This is a genomic window from Pseudomonas sp. MWU16-30322 (assembly GCF_020515535.1).
In the GTDB taxonomy this organism is placed as follows: Bacteria; Pseudomonadota; Gammaproteobacteria; order Pseudomonadales; family Pseudomonadaceae; genus Aquipseudomonas; species Aquipseudomonas fluorescens_H.
Map to the genome: position 1 here is coordinate 310,217 of NZ_JAIWYL010000007.1, position 16,799 is coordinate 327,015.

18 protein-coding genes and 1 pseudogene are annotated in these 16,799 nt (G+C 60.1%); 8 read left to right on the forward strand and 11 right to left on the reverse strand.

Annotated features, from left to right (window positions below):
* Positions 1–10: 10 nt before the first annotated feature.
* Positions 11–874, reverse strand: coding sequence for a YicC/YloC family endoribonuclease (locus LCH64_RS16775; protein WP_003229497.1), 864 nt, complete (start codon positions 872–874; stop codon positions 11–13).
* 270 nt (positions 875–1,144) lie between these two features.
* Here LCH64_RS16775 and rph point away from each other — a divergent pair, with 270 nt between their 5' ends.
* Together rph and LCH64_RS16785 are read left to right on the forward strand one after the other, a co-directional pair.
* Positions 1,145–1,867 carry a ribonuclease PH gene (gene rph, locus LCH64_RS16780; protein ID WP_003229494.1) on the forward strand — a complete coding sequence of 241 codons (723 nt, stop codon included), beginning with the start codon at positions 1,145–1,147 and terminating at the stop codon, positions 1,865–1,867.
* Between the two features lie 29 nt (positions 1,868–1,896).
* Positions 1,897–2,265, forward strand: coding sequence for a DUF4870 domain-containing protein (locus LCH64_RS16785; protein WP_003229492.1), 369 nt, complete (start codon positions 1,897–1,899; stop codon positions 2,263–2,265).
* 177 nt (positions 2,266–2,442) lie between these two features.
* On the opposite strand, the gene LCH64_RS16790 is transcribed toward LCH64_RS16785, so the two are convergent.
* Positions 2,443–3,222, reverse strand: a complete 780-nt coding sequence (locus LCH64_RS16790; protein WP_003229491.1) for an exodeoxyribonuclease III — start codon at positions 3,220–3,222, stop codon at positions 2,443–2,445.
* A gap of 82 nt (positions 3,223–3,304) precedes the next feature.
* Here LCH64_RS16790 and pyrE point away from each other — a divergent pair, with 82 nt between their 5' ends.
* Positions 3,305–3,949, forward strand: coding sequence for an orotate phosphoribosyltransferase (gene pyrE, locus LCH64_RS16795; protein ID WP_226500782.1), 645 nt, complete (start codon positions 3,305–3,307; stop codon positions 3,947–3,949).
* Between the two features lie 170 nt (positions 3,950–4,119).
* On the opposite strand, the gene LCH64_RS16800 is transcribed toward pyrE, so the two are convergent.
* The 7 genes and pseudogenes from LCH64_RS16800 to coaBC form a co-directional block, all read right to left on the reverse strand.
* Entirely contained in the window at positions 4,120–4,503 is a 384-nt protein-coding gene (locus LCH64_RS16800; protein WP_226500783.1) for a hypothetical protein, read from the reverse strand.
* The gene (locus tag LCH64_RS16805; RefSeq protein ID WP_226500784.1) at positions 4,490–5,062 is read right to left on the reverse strand and encodes a hypothetical protein; all 573 of its coding nucleotides are present in this window, start codon (positions 5,060–5,062) and stop codon (positions 4,490–4,492) included. Before LCH64_RS16805 ends, LCH64_RS16800 begins: the two co-directional genes overlap by 14 nt.
* Positions 5,063–5,078: 16 nt before the next feature.
* Positions 5,079–5,291 carry a hypothetical protein gene (locus LCH64_RS16810; protein WP_226500785.1) on the reverse strand — a complete coding sequence of 71 codons (213 nt, stop codon included), beginning with the start codon at positions 5,289–5,291 and terminating at the stop codon, positions 5,079–5,081.
* Between the two features lie 201 nt (positions 5,292–5,492).
* On the reverse strand, positions 5,493–6,398 hold the full coding sequence (gene argB, locus LCH64_RS16815; protein ID WP_226500786.1) for an acetylglutamate kinase: 906 nt from the start codon (positions 6,396–6,398) through the stop codon (positions 5,493–5,495).
* 17 nt (positions 6,399–6,415) lie between these two features.
* Positions 6,416–7,813: pseudogene (locus LCH64_RS16820) on the reverse strand (phosphomannomutase/phosphoglucomutase); the annotation flags it as partial.
* A 299-nt stretch (positions 7,814–8,112) separates the two neighbouring features.
* On the reverse strand, positions 8,113–8,568 hold the full coding sequence (gene dut, locus LCH64_RS16825; RefSeq protein ID WP_003229483.1) for a dUTP diphosphatase: 456 nt from the start codon (positions 8,566–8,568) through the stop codon (positions 8,113–8,115).
* 5 nt (positions 8,569–8,573) lie between these two features.
* Entirely contained in the window at positions 8,574–9,782 is a 1,209-nt protein-coding gene (coaBC, locus tag LCH64_RS16830) for a bifunctional phosphopantothenoylcysteine decarboxylase/phosphopantothenate--cysteine ligase CoaBC (RefSeq protein ID WP_003229480.1), read from the reverse strand.
* A gap of 135 nt (positions 9,783–9,917) precedes the next feature.
* On the opposite strand from coaBC, the gene radC reads away from it, so the two are divergent.
* A complete protein-coding gene (radC, locus tag LCH64_RS16835) occupies positions 9,918–10,592 on the forward strand; it encodes a DNA repair protein RadC (protein ID WP_226500787.1) in 675 nt (224 codons plus the stop codon).
* 134 nt (positions 10,593–10,726) lie between these two features.
* Here radC and LCH64_RS16840 read toward each other — a convergent pair whose 3' ends face one another.
* On the reverse strand, positions 10,727–12,313 hold the full coding sequence (locus LCH64_RS16840; RefSeq protein ID WP_096796086.1) for an ABC transporter substrate-binding protein: 1,587 nt from the start codon (positions 12,311–12,313) through the stop codon (positions 10,727–10,729).
* Positions 12,314–12,759: 446 nt separating this feature from the next.
* On the opposite strand from LCH64_RS16840, the gene rpmB reads away from it, so the two are divergent.
* On the forward strand, positions 12,760–12,993 hold the full coding sequence (rpmB, locus tag LCH64_RS16845; RefSeq protein ID WP_003229474.1) for a 50S ribosomal protein L28: 234 nt from the start codon (positions 12,760–12,762) through the stop codon (positions 12,991–12,993).
* Positions 12,994–13,004: 11 nt separating this feature from the next.
* Positions 13,005–13,160: a 50S ribosomal protein L33 gene (gene rpmG, locus LCH64_RS16850; RefSeq protein WP_003177274.1), complete on the forward strand. Its 156-nt coding sequence runs from the start codon at positions 13,005–13,007 to the stop codon at positions 13,158–13,160.
* Positions 13,161–13,369: 209 nt separating this feature from the next.
* On the opposite strand, the gene LCH64_RS16855 is transcribed toward rpmG, so the two are convergent.
* On the reverse strand, positions 13,370–13,732 hold the full coding sequence (locus LCH64_RS16855; protein WP_103483715.1) for a cupin domain-containing protein: 363 nt from the start codon (positions 13,730–13,732) through the stop codon (positions 13,370–13,372).
* A 236-nt stretch (positions 13,733–13,968) separates the two neighbouring features.
* On the opposite strand from LCH64_RS16855, the gene LCH64_RS16860 reads away from it, so the two are divergent.
* Positions 13,969–15,462 (forward strand): aldehyde dehydrogenase, encoded by a 1,494-nt coding sequence (locus LCH64_RS16860; RefSeq protein ID WP_226500788.1) that lies wholly within the window; start codon positions 13,969–13,971, stop codon positions 15,460–15,462.
* A gap of 187 nt (positions 15,463–15,649) precedes the next feature.
* Positions 15,650–16,792, forward strand: coding sequence for an MFS transporter (locus LCH64_RS16865; protein WP_226500789.1), 1,143 nt, complete (start codon positions 15,650–15,652; stop codon positions 16,790–16,792).
* Positions 16,793–16,799: the final 7 nt, after the last annotated feature.

Below are 16,799 nucleotides of genomic sequence, written 5' to 3' on the forward strand. Positions count from 1 at the left end.
GTCTGTTGCCTTACTCAATATTCTGCACTTGTTCACGCATCTGCTCGATCAACACCTTGAGGTTGACGGCGGCCTGGGTGCTGCGCGGGTCGAAGGCCTTGGAGCCCAGTGTGTTGGCTTCGCGGTTGAGTTCCTGCATCAGGAAGTCCAGGCGCCGGCCGGCGGCACCGCCGGACTTGAGCACCCGGCGAACTTCGATGATGTGAGTGCTCAGGCGATCCAGTTCTTCAGCCACATCGCTCTTTTGCGCGAGGATGACCATTTCCTGTTCCAGACGCTGCGGATCCAGTTCGGCCTTCATGTCGGTGAAGCGGTCGAGGACTTTCTGGCGCTGGGTCGCGAGCATGTGCGGCACCAGTTCGCGCAAGGTCACGACATCCTCTTCAATTGAAGTCAGGCGCTCGTTGATCAGGCGTGCCAGCTCCGCGCCTTCGCGCTCGCGGCCGGCCTTGAGTTCTTTCAGACCTTGATTGAACAGGGCCAGCGCCTCGGCGTTCAGGGCTTGCGGATCGGTCGCGTCGGCCACCAGCACGCCTGGCCAGGCCAGCACTTCCAGCGGGTTCAGCGCCGCCGGGTTCTTGATCAGGCCGGCAACGGTTTCGGCGGCGGCGACCAGTTGCGCGGCGCGCTCGCGGTCGACCTGCAACGGTTTGCCGGTGCTTTCTTCAGTGAAGCGCAGGGTGCATTCCAGTTTGCCCCGCGACAAGCCCTGACGCAGGGCTTCACGCACCGCGCCCTCAAGGTCGCGGAACGACTCCGGCAGGCGCAGGTGCGGTTCGAGATAGCGGCTGTTGACCGAGCGCAGCTCCCAGCTCAGGGTGCCCTGGACGCCGGCTTTTTCGACGCGGGCGAAGGCGGTCATGCTGTGCACCATGGCGGTGACCTCGCAATGCAGATCGGCGCAGAAGGGATGTTCCGCAGGCTCGATATCAATGAATTTAAGCCGACTGGCAGCAAAGGCGCAGGATTGTAGCGCAGTGCGGCGGATGCGCCCAAACACACGGTGTGACAAAGGGCTGCAGGCCGTCGGTTATGCGCGTTTCAGGCCTCTGGGTCGACGGTCGGAATTTTTAACCCGTGCCCAGGCGCGGTGCAGCGCTCTATAATGCTCGGCAGTTTTCCGTCCCCAGTACAGGTATTCCCTATGAAACGTCCAAGTGGTCGCGCTGCCGATCAGCTTCGCTCGATCCGCATTACCCGCAACTACACCAAACACGCCGAGGGATCCGTACTGGTCGAATTCGGTGATACCAAGGTCATCTGCACCGTCAGCGTCGAAAACGGCGTGCCGCGCTTCCTCAAGGGGCAAGGCCAGGGCTGGTTGACCGCCGAGTACGGCATGCTGCCGCGCGCCACTGGCGAGCGTAATCAGCGTGAAGCGAGCCGTGGCAAGCAGGGCGGCCGCACTCTGGAAATCCAGCGTCTGATCGGTCGTTCCCTGCGCGCTGCGCTGGACATGTCCAAGCTGGGCGACGTCACCCTGTACGTCGACTGCGACGTGATCCAGGCTGACGGCGGCACCCGCACCGCGTCCATCACCGGCGCGATGGTGGCACTGGTCGATGCGTTGAAAGTGATCAAGAAGCGCGGCGGCCTGAAAGGCGGCGACCCGCTCAAGCAAATGATCGGCGCCGTGTCGGTCGGTATGTATCAGGGCGAGCCGGTGCTGGATCTGGACTATCTTGAAGATTCCGCCGCCGAGACCGACCTCAACGTGGTGATGACCAGCACTGGTGGCTTCATCGAAGTCCAGGGCACCGCCGAAGGCGCGCCGTTCCAGCCGGAAGAGCTGAACGCCATGCTGGAACTGGCCAAGAAAGGCATGAACGAAATCTTCGAACTGCAAAAGGCTGCCCTGGCCGACTGAGCAGGTTCGTAACCCGCAAGGAGGACGCGATGAGTGATGAGCAAGAGTTGCTGCCCAAGCCGAGCCAGGAGGTTCGCCAATGGGCGATGTTTTGTCACTTGTCCGCCTTGTTGGGAATCTGGATTCCGTTCGGCAACCTGATCGGGCCGCTGATCCTGTGGCAGATGAAGCGCGAAACTGATCCGTTCATCGACGCTCAGGGCAAGGAAGCGCTGAATTTTCAGATCACCGTGGCGATTGCTGCCGCGATCTGCCTGCTGTTGATGGTGCTGATCATCGGCTTCTTCTTGCTGGGGCTGCTGGCTATTGGCGCGTTGGTGCTGACGATCATTGCCGGGGTGAAGGCGAACGAAGGCTTTCCCTACCGTTATCCATTCACCTGGCGACTGATCAAATAATAACCAGCGACGATTTCCCTTGTGGGAGCGGGCTTGCTCGCGAAGACGGTGTATCCGTCAACGAGTAGGTGGCTGACACGACGCCTTCGCGAGCAAGCCCGCTCCCACATTTGAAAAGCAGTTACCCACAAAAAAGCCGACAGCAATGTCGGCTTTTTTGCATTCACGGATCGACGCTTAGATGGTCAGCGTCCAGTCGTAGTCGACGATCAGCGGCGCGTGCTGCGAGAACCGTGGCTGACGCGGCAGGCGTGCGCTGCGTACGAAGCGGCGCAGGCCCGGGGTCAGCAGCTGGTAGTCGAAGCGCCAGCCCAGATTCAGCATCTCGGCCTGTTCGTTGTCCGGCCACCAGCTGTACTGGTCGCCTTCGCGGCTGACTTCGCGCAGGGCATCGACATAGCCCATGTTGCCGACAATCTCGTCCATCCAGGCGCGTTCTGGCGCCAGGAAGCCCGGGGATTGCTGGCTGTCGCGCCAGTTCTTGATGTCGAGCTTCTGCTGCGCCACGTACAGCGAGCCACAATAAATGTACTCGCGACGTTTACGCCGCTGCTTGTCCAGGTACTTGCCGAAGTCGTCCATGAGCTTGAACTTCTGGTTCAAGTCCTCATCGCCGTTCATCCCCGAAGGAAGCAGCAAGGTGGCAATACTGACTTTGTCGAAATCTGCTTGCAGGTAGCGCCCGTAGCGGTCGGCCGTCTCGAAACCGAGACCGCTGATGACAGCCTTCGGTTGCAACCGCGAATACAAAGCCACGCCGCCTTGGGCAGGGACTTCAGCATCGCAGGCATAAAGGAAGTAGCCATCCAGTTGGAAGGCTGGGTCATCCAGTTCAAAGGCGGAGGCACGGGTGTCCTGCAGGCAGATGACGTCGGCATTCTGTGCCTGCAGCCAACTGAGCAAACCACGCTCGACTGCAGCCTGAATACCATTGACGTTCACACTGATGATCCGCATAAATGGCCCCAAAAATCGCGTGCGTGTATGATACACGGCGTCAAGCTAATTAGCTAAATCCGTGGTATTTGGGGTTTTTTTCATGCAAGCGTATCAGCGCGATTTCATTCGTTTTGCCATCGATCGCGGCGTTTTGCGCTTCGGTGAGTTCACCCTGAAGTCCGGGCGCACCAGTCCCTACTTCTTCAATGCCGGCCTGTTCAACTCGGGTTCGGCCCTGGCGCAGCTGGGGCGTTTCTACGCTGCAGCCATCGCCGAAAGCGGCATTCCTTTCGACGTATTGTTTGGCCCGGCCTACAAAGGCATCCCGCTGGCAGCCACCACCGCTGTCGCGCTGGCCGAACACCACAACCGTGACCTGCCATGGTGCTTCAACCGCAAGGAAGCCAAGGCCCACGGCGAAGGCGGCAGCCTGGTCGGCGCGCCGCTGACCGGTGACGTGCTGATCATCGACGACGTGATCACCGCCGGCACCGCGATCCGCGAAGTGATGCAGATCATCGCTTCCCAGGAGGGCGCCAAGGCGGCCGGCGTGCTGATCGCCCTGAACCGTCAGGAGCGTGGCAACGGTGAATTGTCGGCGATCCAGGAAGTCGAGCGTGACTTCGGTATTCCGGTGATCAGCATCGTTTCGCTGAACCAGGTGCTGGAATTCCTCGCCGACGACACACAGCTCAAGCAGCATCTGCCCGCCGTGGAAGCGTACCGCGCCCAGTTCGGCGTCTGAACTGTGGAATGAGCTTTTGTGGCGAGGGAGCTTGCTCCCGCTTGAGTGCGCAGCGCTCAAAATATTTTGGGGCCGCTTCGCAGCCCAGCGGGAGCAAGCTCCCTCGCCACAAGTGATTCACAGTGAAAGACCCCGTTCAGTCAGGCTGAACGGGGTCTTTTGTTTGAGGTTTAACGCAGCTTTCGCCATTTTTTCAGCAGTTTAAGGGTCAACTCTACGTTGATCAGCGCAAACGCCAGCAACGCCAGCACCACCATCACATACAACGTGCGATCAACATCAAAATCCCACAGATCCAGCGTGCTGCTGCGAATTATCCGCACCGCAGCCGGCAAGTTGACGTAAAACAGCACCGTAAACGCGCACGTCAGCGGCAGCGCTCGCGAATAAAACGCCTTCCGTACTTTCTCTCGACTGCGCCTGCGGTTCTGTGGGCCGGATTGATATTCATCCAGTGCCAACGCTTCACTGAGCGTCGGCCACGCCAGATTGAACAGAAAAGTGGTCAGGGTCAGCAGCAAGCCGCTGACCGCGACGATGTCACTGAACGGCATTGAGACCCAGCGTCGCACACAGTAAATCGTGGGAATCTTCGCTGATTTCGAACTGCCCGGCGCTGCCTTTGCGTTTGGTGATGGGCTTGAACGTCGGCTCATTCTGGGTGATCAGCATGTTCAGCTCGTCACGAATCACGTCCGAGCTGATGACCACCAGATACACGGTTTGCGCATATTCAGCAGACGCCACGACTGCTCGCATGCTGTGCTGCAGGATGTCGTCGAGCTGATTGCGAAAGCGCGACACGGTATTTTTCAGCAGGGTTTTACTTTGGCTCTGAGTCAGCTGGAAGATCGTCGAGATCTGCGACTCGGTCGGCAGTGTCTGCCCGAAGTAGCTTTGAATCAGGTACAGCAGGCGATCTTGTTTGGCTTCATCGGCTCGACTGGGCATGCCGCCCTCAACCAGCATTTTCAGGTATTCGGTCAGGCTGGCCTTGGCGATGCGTTGAAGGGCGTTGGCAATTTCCGCGTCGCCGATACGCAGGGTTTTTTTGACCGGTTCCTTTTGTTCCTGCTCGAAAGCGTCCGCGTCGATATGGAAAGATATCTGCATGGCTCGTCTCACTTGGTTATTTGGAAGATTGGCCCGGATACGGATCGGCAGCAGCGTCGCCCTGGCCCGTCAGAATGTTCCAGCCATTGAGCACATGGGTGCTGGGTTGGTAGTCAGGGCAGGGCGGCAGTGAAGTTTTCGACTGGTTGGAATACTCGCGTCCGCAGTCTGCACATTCATAGGTGCCTGCGGAAACATCGCTGCCGTAAGGTACGTGGTCTTTTTGCATGGGGAAGATCTCCTGTGGGTTCAGGGAAGATCCTAGGGCGATTTGTTCTGAGGAGATGTCGGACGTTTCGCTGAGTGGAGTCAGATGCTTCTTGCGCGCATAAAAAATCGCAGACTTCGTCAGCTCCTACAGAAATTTCATACACACGAAATTTGCTTTTGTAGGAGCTGCCGCAGGCTGCGATCTTTTGCGTTTCAGCGATCAGGGACGCTTGCGATTGCTGATCAGTGTTCCCACACCGGTATCGGTGAAGATTTCCAGCAGGATCGCGTTCGGTACGCGTCCGTCGATGATCAGCGAGCTGCCAACGCCACCCTGAACCGCTTCCAGTGCGCAACGGATCTTCGGCAGCATGCCGCCGTAGATGGTGCCGTCGGCGATCAGGTCGTCGACCTGCTGGGTGCTCAGGCCGGTCAACACGGTGCCTGACTTATCCATCAGGCCGGCGATGTTGGTCAGCAGCATCAGCTTCTCGGCTTTCAGCGCCTCGGCGACTTTACCGGCCACGAGGTCGGCGTTGATGTTGTACGACTCACCGTTCTCACCGACGCCGATCGGCGCGATCACCGGGATGAAGTTGCCTTTGACCAGCAGGTTCAGCAGCTCGGTGTTGATCCCGACCACTTCACCGACCTGACCGATGTCGATGATTTCCGGCTGGGTCATCTCCGGGGTCTTGCGGGTGACGGTCAGTTTCTTCGCCCGAATCAGCCCGGCGTCTTTACCGGTCAGGCCGATGGCACTGCCGCCGTGACGGTTGATCAGGTTGACGATGCTTTTGTTGACCTGACCGCCGAGGACCATTTCCACCACGTCCATGGTCGCGGCGTCGGTGACGCGCATGCCATCGACGAAGTGGCTTTCGATCGACAGACGCTTGAGCAGATCACCGATCTGCGGGCCGCCGCCGTGAACCACGACCGGGTTGATGCCCACGGCTTTCATCAAGACGATGTCGCGGGCGAAGCCGGTTTTCAGCTCCTCGCTTTCCATCGCGTTGCCGCCGTATTTGATCACCAGGGTCTTGCCGACATAACGTCGGATGTAGGGCAACGCTTCGGACAGAACCTGGGCGGTGTGGGCGGCGGCTTCGCGTTCGAGGGTCATTCAGGGCTCCGGGTGAATCAGAACGGTAGTTGGAGATCAGGTGCAACGCGTTTCAATTGGGCGTGGAACACATCCTTGATGCGCTGCAATTCAGCCTCGTCATCGGCCTCGAAGCGCAGCACCAGCACCGGTGTGGTGTTGGAGGCGCGCACCAGGCCCCAGCCTTTGGCGTAATCGACCCGCACGCCGTCGATGGTGGTCAGGTCAGCGCCTGGGCCCCACTGTGCGTCGTGCAGTGCATCAATGATGCTGAATTTGCTCTCCTCGGTCACATGGATATTGATTTCCGGCGTAGAAATATCGTTCGGGAAGGTCGCAAACAGTTCTTCCGCGGTGGATTTTTCCTTGCTGAGGATCTCCAGCAGCCGTGCGGCGCTGTAGATGCCGTCGTCGAAACCGAACCAGCGCTCCTTGAAGAAGATGTGGCCGCTCATCTCACCGGCCAATAGAGCACCGGATTGTTTCATTTTCTTTTTGATCAACGAGTGACCGGTCTTCCACATTAGCGGGCGACCGCCGTATTCCTTGATCAACGGCACCAGACGGCGGGTGCATTTGACGTCGAAGATGATTTCCGCGTCCGGGTTGCGCGCCACCACGTCGCGGGCGAACAGCATCAGCAGGCGATCCGGGTAGACGATGCTGCCGGTATTGGTCACCACGCCGACGCGGTCGCCGTCACCGTCGAAGGCCAGGCCGAGGTCGGCGTTGGTTTCCTTGACCTTGGCGATCAGGTCGACGAGGTTCTCGGGCTTGCCCGGATCCGGGTGGTGGTTGGGGAAGTTGCCGTCGACTTCGCAGAACAGCGGGATGACTTCGCAGTTCAGCGCTTCGATCAGTTGCGGGGCAATCACGCCGGCCGCGCCGTTACCGCAGTCGACCACGACTTTCATGCGCCGGGCCAGTTTGACGTCCCGGACGATTTCGGTGGTGTAGCGGTCAAGGATTTCGACCTGGGTCACGCTGCCCTGGCCGCTGCTCAGATCGTTGGTCTTGATGCGCTCGTGCAGCACCTGGATCTGCTCGTTGGCGAGGGTGTCGCCGGCGATCACGATCTTGAAGCCGTTGTAGTTCGACGGGTTGTGGCTGCCGGTGAGCATCACCCCGGATTTACCCGCGAGCACGTTGGCCGCGTAGTACAGCGCCGGGGTCGGGACCAGGCCGACATCGCTGACATGGCAGCCGCTTTCGGCGATACCACGGATCAGCTCGGCAACCAGCTCCGGGCCGGACAGGCGACCGTCACGACCGACGGAAACATTCGGTTCACCCTGGGCCAGGCTCTGTGAGCCGATGGCGCGGCCGATCCAGTAAGCGGTTTCGGCATTGAGGAATTCCGGCACGGTGCCGCGAATGTCATAGGCGCGGAAGATGCTGTCGGGAAGCTTCGGGGCGATCTTGGCGGGGGTGCTCATCTGCACAAATGCTCCATCTCGAAAGTGGCGGGACACACCGACGATTCACTCGGCGGCAGGCTCAAACTGAAGGGTATGACGGCGTTTTCCGCAGAGAGTTCGTGGTGTGAAAGGGCCATGACGCCTTGTCTGGCGTGGCCTGCGGCCGGCAAAACCTTGATTTTCGGTGCTAAAACCTGCTGCACAAATTTTGTGGCGAGGGAGCTTGCTCCCGCTTGGGGCGCAGCGCCCACAAGATTTCGGGTCTGCTGCGCAGCCCAGCGGGAGCAAGCTCCCTCGCCACAGAAATTACCCGTGGATCATTTAGTGCCGGTATGGCCAAAACCACCCGCGCCGCGTTCGGTTTCGACGAACTCTTCAACCATTTCGAAGTGCGCCTGCACCACGGGTACCAACACCAGTTGCGCCAGACGTTCGCCGACAGTCATGGTGAAGTCGGACTGGCCACGGTTCCAGCAGGACACCATCAATGGGCCTTGATAATCCGAGTCGATCAGGCCGACGAGGTTGCCCAGCACGATGCCGTGCTTATGGCCCATGCCCGAGCGCGGCAGGATCAGCGCGGCGAGGTTCGGGTCGCCGATGTAGACCGACAGACCGGTAGGGATCAGCACGGTTTCACCCGGTTTGATCACGATGTCCTGTTCCAGCATGGCGCGCAGGTCGAGGCCGGCGGAGCCTGGGGTGGCGTATTGCGGCAGCGGGAATTCGGTACCGATGCGTGGGTCGAGGATCTTGGCTTGCAAAGCGTGCATGTAAATTAAACCTGGTTCAGACGTTCGGCGATAAAAGTGACCAGTTGGCGAGCGATCTTGCTCTTGCTGGTCTGGGCGAAAACAGTGGCATGAAGCTCACGGTCGATCACGCTGCAGGCGTTTTCTTCGCTGTTGAAACCGATGCTCGGGTTGGCGACGTCGTTGGCGACGATCAAATCGAGATTCTTGTCTTTCAGCTTGCGTGCAGCGTAGTCGAGCAGGTGTTCGGTCTCGGCGGCGAAGCCGACACTGAACGGACGGTCGGGACGGGTCGCGATGGTGGCCAGGATGTCCGGGTTACGCACCATTTGCAGGACGAAGCCGTCGCCGCTTGTAGGGTCTTTCTTGAGTTTTTGCGGGGCAACGACTTCCGGACGGTAGTCCGCCACCGCTGCCGAGGCGATGAACACATCACACGGGATGGCCGATTCGCACGCTGCAAGCATGTCGCGAGCACTGACCACGTCGATACGCGTGACGCGATCCGGCGTCGGCAGGTGTACCGGGCCGCTGATCAGGGTCACGCGGGCGCCGGCTTCCACCGCGGCTTCGGCCAGAGCGAAGCCCATTTTCCCGGAGCTGTGGTTGGTGATGTAGCGCACCGGGTCGATGTTTTCCTGAGTCGGGCCGGCGGTGATCACCACGTGCTTGCCGGTCAGTGCCTGACGCTGGAAACAATCCGCCGCGCACTGCGCCAGATCGGTGGCTTCCATCATCCGGCCCATGCCGACGTCGCCGCAGGCCTGGCTGCCGGAGGCCGGGCCAAAGGTCTTCAGGCCACGGCTTTCAAGGAGTTGCAGGTTGGCCTGGGTCGCCGGGTCGCGCCACATCGCCTGGTTCATCGCCGGCGCGACGGCCACTACGGCATCGGTAGCAAGAACCAAAGTGGTCAGCAAATCGTTGGCGATGCCTTGGGCCAGACGGGCGATCAGGTCGGCGGTGGCCGGGGCGATCAATACCAGATCGGCCCACTTCGCCAGCTCGATATGACCCATCGCCGCTTCGGCGGCCGGGTCGAGCAAGTCGAGGTGAACCGGGTGCCCGGACAGGGCCTGCATGGTCAGCGGGGTGATGAACTCGGCGCCGCCATGGGTCATGACCACGCGCACTTCGGCGCCCTGGTCGATCAGGCGACGAACCAGATCGGCGCTCTTGTAGGCCGCAATGCCGCCGCCGACGCCCAGAACGATGCGTTTCCGATACAGCCGCTGCATAGGTCTGCCTTTCATTTCGTGGGTGACATACGTGGCGAAACCCCCTCCCCAGGGTGAATTCGCCCGCAAAAAAGATGGGCTACGATATCACAGCGACCGCTACGGAACAGCGGCGCCCACAGACAAGGAAGGTGTATGAGTATTCGCGATTGGCCGGCGGCGGAGCGGCCGCGGGAGAAGCTGCTTGAACAGGGATCGGGAAGCCTTTCCGATGCTGAATTGCTGGCGATTTTTCTTCGAACCGGGGTCACGGGAAAAAGCGCGGTGGATCTGGCGCGACACCTGTTGACGCAATTCGGCAGCCTGCGCGCGTTGCTGGAGGCCGATCTTGCGGCGTTCAGCGGACAGTTGGGATTGGGGCCTGCGAAATTCGCACAGTTGCAGGCGGTGCTGGAAATGGGGCGGCGGCATCTGGCCGAGCGCATGCGTAAAAAACCGGCGCTGGAGAATCCGCAGGCGGTGCGGGATTACTTGAAATCCATGCTGCGCCACGAGCCGCACGAGGTGTTCGGCTGCCTGTTTCTCGACTCCAAGCATCAAGTGCTGACGTTCGAGGCGCTGTTTCGCGGCTCGATCGACAACACCAGCGTGCATCCCCGGGAAGTGGTGAAACGCTCATTGGCCAACAACGCGGCAGCGGTGATTCTCTGCCACAACCACCCGTCGGGGAACAGCGATCCGAGCCAGGCGGATCGGCAACTGACCAAGCGCTTGCAGAAGGCTTTGGATCTGATTGATGTGCGGGTGCTCGATCACTTCATCGTTGGCGACGGCGAGCCGTTGTCGATGGCGGAGTGTGGCTGGATGTAGCTTTCAACAACAAACGCCAACCCCTGTGGGAGCGGGCTTGCTCGCGAAGGCGATGTGTCAGTCAATAATAGTTTGGCTGATCCGACGCCTTCGCGAGCAAGCCCGCTCCCACAGGTGAATTGTGTTGTGGCGGGTTATTTCAGGTTGACCTTGGAGTAGTCCTGGCGGCCAAACGGGCTCACTGAATAACCCTGCACATCCTTGCGCGTCAGCGCATAGGCGGTCGGGTGCGCCAGCGGCAACCACAGCGCCTGCTGTTGAATCTGTGCCTGTGCCTGTTCATACAGCTTGGTGCGCACGCCTTGCTCGCTGGTGGTTTTGCCGGCGCTGATCAGCTTGTCCAGATCGGCATTGCAGTAGCGGGCGAAGTTCGTGCCGGACTTGACCGCCGCGCAGGAAAACTGCGGCGTGAGGAAGTTGTCCGGGTCGCCGTTGTCGCCGGCCCAGCCCATGAACAGCAGGTCATGTTCGCCAGCCTTGGCGCGGCGGATCAATTCGCCCCACTCGATCACGCGGATTTCCGCCTGGATGCCGATTTCCGCCAGATCCGATTGCAGCAACTGCGCCCCCAGACTCGGATTGGGGTTGAGCAGGCTGCCGGACGGACGGGTCCAGATGGTGGTCTGGAAGCCATCCTTGAGCCCGGCTTTGGCCAGCAGCGCCTTGGCTTTGGCCACGTCGTGCGGATAGCCCGGCAGGTTCTTTGCGTAGCTCCAGGTGTTCGGCGGGTAAGGGCCGTTGGCCGGCTCTGCGGTGTCTTCGAACACGGCTTTGACGTAGTTGGCCTTGTCGAAGGCGAGGTTGATCGCTTGGCGCACTTCCGGCTTGTCCAGCGGTGGGTGCTGGCTGTTGATGCCGACGAAAGCGGTCATGAACGCGTCAGTCTTTTCCACTTTCAGTGTCGGCTCTTCCTGCGCCGCCTTCACGTCCAGCGGTTTTGGCGACAGGGCGATCTGACACTCGTTGCGGCGCAGCTTTTGCAGGCGCACGTTGGCGTCCGGGGTGATGGCGAAGATCAGCGGGTCGACCGCCGGCTTGCCGCCGAAGTAGTCCGGGTTGGCCTTGTAGCGCACCGAGGCGTCTTTCTGGAAGCGCGTGAACACAAACGGACCGGTGCCGATCGGCTGGCTGTTGAGCTTGTCGGTGGCGTCGGCCTTGAGCAGCTTGTCGGCGTATTCGGCGGAATAGATCGAGGCGAAGCCCATGCTCAGGGTCGCGAGGAACGTCGAATCCGGGTGATCGAGGGTAAAGCGCACGGTCAGCGGATCGAGTGCGTCGATTTTCTTGATCAGCGCCGGCAACTGCATGGATTGGGCGTGCGGGAAGCCGCTTTGCGCCACTTTGTGCCATGGGTTGGCCGGGTCGAGCATGCGGTCGAAGCTGAATTTGACGTCTTCGGCGCTCAGGGTGCGGGTCGGTTTGAAATAGTCGGTGCTGTGAAACTTCACCTGCGGGTGCAGCTTGAACACATAAGTCAGGCCGTCGGTGCTGACTTCCCAGCTGTCGGCCAGGCTCGGCACGACTTTGCCGCTGGCGGTGTCGAAGTCGACCAGGCGGTTCATCAGCACGTCGGCCGAGGCATTGGTGGTGGTCAGCGAGTTGTATTGCACCACGTCGAACCCTTCAGGGCTGGCCTCGGTGCAGACGCTCAGGGCGGCGGCCTGGGCCAGGGGGCTCAGCAGAAGCGGGGCGAGCAACAGGGGTAGGGCAGCGAGGCGCATGGTCGGCTTCCTTTACAGATCGAAGGCCATCTGCAGGTGCAGTCTGGAAAAGGGTTACCCTAGAGGGCTGGATTGCAAATGACTATCCCCTTTTTGTATTTTTCGGGGCCGGGCATTGGCGTTTTTCAGACCGCAGTGCGCCAGGAAAAGTCGGAAACCTCTGTAAGTGCGGTTTTCTGCGACGAGTGGTCAAAACTCGCGCCAGCCTTTATCCAAAGCGTCCGCAGCCGGAAAAAGTGCCTTTTTAGCGGTTGATTGCACATCGATTGTTGTTGCACCCCGGTCTTTCTGGTATAAAGCAGCGCTCTTTTCTAGGGGCCCGGTTCCTTCACTGTAGGTGTAGCCGGTAAGACCTCTAAAGAAACGCGGCGCCTGGCGCCAAATGACTGAGAGATTAAGCGGCCAACCCATGCCGGGTTGGGCATGTGGTTTTAGAGGGCTGAGGCATGTCGAGAGTATGTCAAGTTACCGGTAAGGGTCCGGTAACCGGGAATAACATTTCCCACGCAAACAACAAAACCCGTCGTCGTTTCCTGCCGAACCTGCAGCATCACCGCTTCTGGGTTGAAGAAGAGAAACGTTTTGTGCGTCTACGCGTATCTGCCAAAGGCATGCGCATCATCGACAAGCGTGGCATCAGTGTCGTGCTCGCCGAACTTCGCCGCGATGGCAAGATTTAAGGGAGCTAATCATGCGTGAATTGATTCGTTTGATCTCGAGCGCCGGTACTGGTCACTTCTACACTACCGACAAGAACAAGCGTACTACTCCGGACAAAATCGAGATCAAGAAATATGATCCGGTTGTTCGTAAGCACGTGATCTACAAGGAAGGCAAAATCAAGTAATTGATTTTTCCCGACTTACAAAAAAGGCCCGTATCTCACGATACGGGCCTTTTTTGTTGCCTCGGATTTCTGCGGTGTCTGGCCGGGCCTCTTCGCGAGCAAGCCCGCTCCCACATTTGATCTCTGTGAACACAATATCTGTGTCATGGCGCAATCTACTGTGGGAGCGGGCTTGCTCGCGAAGAGACCGGCCCAGGCACCTCACATCCTCAAGCCTTCTGCTCAAAGATCACATAGATCTTGCGGCAAGCCTCCAGCACTTCCCAGGTACCACGGAAGCCGGCCGGAATCACAAAGCGGTCGCCAACACGCAAGGTCTTGGCATTGCCGTCGCTGTCGCGCAGCACCGAAACCCCCTGCAGGATTTCGCAGTATTCATGCTCGGTGTAGTTCACCGTCCACTGTCCGACCGCGCCTTCCCACACGCCGACATTCATTTGCCCACAAGGGCTGTCGTACTGATTGAACACCGCTTGCTCGGGATCGCCCTTGAGCACTTTGGCCGGGTCCGGGCGATAGCGTTCGGCTGTGCTGGTGGTCAGGCTGATATCGACGACGTTCTGGATGTTCATTGTTGTTTTCTCCCGTGATGACGGCGCGGTGGCTTGAAAGGGCCAAAGTCTATGTTTATTAAAATGAACACCGCAAGGCCGTATGGCGCGCTTATGTCAAATATATTGAAACAACCCCGGCCGCTGGTTTAGGGTGGCGGATGCCTTGGGCCGAAAAAGCAGGCCGGCCGGGCAGCATTCCTGAAGACGTCCGCGAAGAACGCGGCGCTCGTATTCAACAAGAGGAGGACACTCGAATGACCACCCTGACTCGTGCCGATTGGGAACAACGTGCTCGCGACCTGAAGATCGAAGGCCGCGCCTACCTCAACGGCGAATACACCGACGCCGTCTCCGGCGAGACCTTCGAGTGCATCAGCCCGGTCGATGGCCGTCTGCTGGGCAAGATCGCCAGCTGTGACGCCGCCGACGCCCAGCGCGCCGTGGAAAACGCCCGCGCCACGTTCAATTCCGGCGTCTGGTCGCGCCTGGCGCCGAGCAAACGCAAAGCCACCATGATTCGTTTCGCCAGCCTGCTCAAGCAGCACGCTGAAGAACTGGCACTGCTCGAAACCCTCGACATGGGCAAGCCGATCAGCGATTCGCTGTACATCGACGTCCCGGGCGCGGCGCAAGCGCTGAGCTGGAGCGGTGAGGCGATCGACAAGATCTACGACGAAGTCGCCCCCACGCCGCACGATCAACTAGGTCTGGTGACCCGCGAGCCGGTGGGCGTGGTCGGTGCCATCGTGCCGTGGAACTTCCCGCTGATGATGGCCTGCTGGAAACTCGGCCCGGCGCTGTCGACCGGTAATTCGGTGATCCTCAAGCCGTCGGAAAAGTCCCCGCTGACCGCCATCCGCATCGCTGCGCTGGCGGTTGAGGCCGGTATTCCAAAAGGCGTGCTCAACGTGCTGCCGGGTTACGGTCACACCGTTGGCAAGGCGCTGGCGCTGCACAATGACGTCGACACCCTGGTGTTCACCGGTTCGACCAAAATCGCCAAGCAACTGATGATCTACGCCGGCGAATCGAATATGAAGCGTGTGTGGCTGGAAGCCGGCGGCAAGAGTCCGAACATCGTCTTCGCCGATGCGCCGGACCTGCAAGCCGCTGCCGAATCTGCCGCCAGTGCCATCGCCTTCAACCAGGGCGAAGTCTGCACCGCCGGTTCGCGCCTGCTGGTCGAGCGCTCGATCAAGGACAAATTCCTGCCGATGGTGATCGAGGCGCTGAAAGCCTGGAAACCGGGCAATCCGCTGGATCCGGCAACCAACGTCGGCGCGCTGGTCGATACCCAGCAGATGAACACCGTGCTGTCGTACATTGAGTCCGGTCACAGCGACGGCGCCAAACTGGTGGCCGGCGGCAAGCGCATCCTTCAGGAAACCGGTGGTACCTACGTCGAACCGACGATTTTCGACGGCGTGAGCAACGCGATGAAGATCGCCCAGGAAGAGATCTTCGGCCCGGTGCTGTCGGTCATCGCCTTCGACACCGCCGAAGAAGCGATCCAGATCGCCAACGACACGCCATATGGCCTGGCCGCAGCGGTATGGACTCAGGACATTTCCAAGGCGCACCTGACCGCCAAGGCGCTGCGTGCCGGTAGCGTGTGGGTCAACCAGTACGACGGCGGCGACATGACCGCACCGTTCGGCGGCTTCAAGCAGTCGGGCAACGGTCGTGACAAGTCGCTGCATGCATTCGACAAGTACACCGAGCTGAAGGCGACGTGGATCAAGCTGTAAGCCGTTAGCGGGAGCCCGTTCACTCCGGGCTCCCTGACGAAACAGAGATTCCCTGTGGGAGCGGGCTTGCTCGCGAAAGCGGTGTATCAGTCAGCACATCTGCTGAATGTGAAACCGTTTTCGCGAGCAAGCCCGCTCCCACAGTGGTTTTGTGGCGCACATAAGAATATCCACAGGAGCGTGGAACATGCGTTGGGCGACGTATTTCGCCGTGTTGGCGTCTGTCTTGAGTGTTGGCCTGGCCCTGGGGGTCAGCATGCCGTTGGTGTCGTTGCGTCTGGAAGGCTGGGGTTATGGCTCCTTTGCTATTGGCGTGATGGCGGCGATGCCGGCGATTGGCGTGCTGCTGGGGGCGAAGATTTCCAGTCACCTGGCGGCGCGTTTCGGCACGGCGAACCTGATGCGTCTGTGCCTGTGGGCGGGCGCGTTGTCGATCGGCTTGCTGGCGTTGTTACCCAGCTATCCGATCTGGCTGGTGCTGCGGCTGATGATCGGGGTGATCCTGACCATCGTGTTCATCCTTGGCGAAAGCTGGATCAATCAACTGGTCGTCGAACACTGGCGCGGTCGGCTGGTGGCGCTGTATGGCAGCAGCTATGCGCTGAGCCAACTGTCTGGTCCGCTGTTGCTGGGTGCGCTCGGCACTGAGCACGATTACGGGTTCTGGGTTGGCGTCGGACTGCTGACGGTCTCACCTTTGCTGTTGATGGGCCGCAGCGGAGCGCCGAGCAGTGAAGCCAGTAGTGTGACGTTCAGCGATTTGTGGGGTTTTGCCCGTGAGCTGCCGGCGATTGCCTGGGCGGTGTCACTGTTCGCCGCGTTCGAGGCGATGATCCTCACGCTGCTACCGGTGTATTGCCTGCAGCAGGGCTTTACTGCCGAGATCGCGTTGGCGATGGTCAGCACCGTGGTGGTCGGCGATGCGTTGCTGCAACTGCCGATTGGTGCGCTGGCGGACTACCTGTCGCGACGTACCTTGTTCACCGGATGCGCGGTGGTGTTGATGCTGTCGAGCCTGGCGATTCCGCTGTTGATCGACACGCTGCTGATCTGGCCGTTGTGGGTGTTGTTCGGGGCCAGTGCCGGTGGGCTGTTCACCTTGTCACTGATCCTGATCGGCGAGCGTTATCGCGACGATGCGCTGGTGCGGGCCAATGCGCACATTGCGCAGCTGTGGGGTGTCGGTTGTCTGATCGGGCCGTTGATGGCGGGGGCGGGCAGCCAGTGGATCAGCGGGCATGCGTTGCCGCTGTTGATGGCGGTGGGGGCGTTCGGGTTGGTGATTCTGCTGATGCGCCAAGGTGCGTTCGGGGCGGTGCAAACGGCTTAAGGTCAAA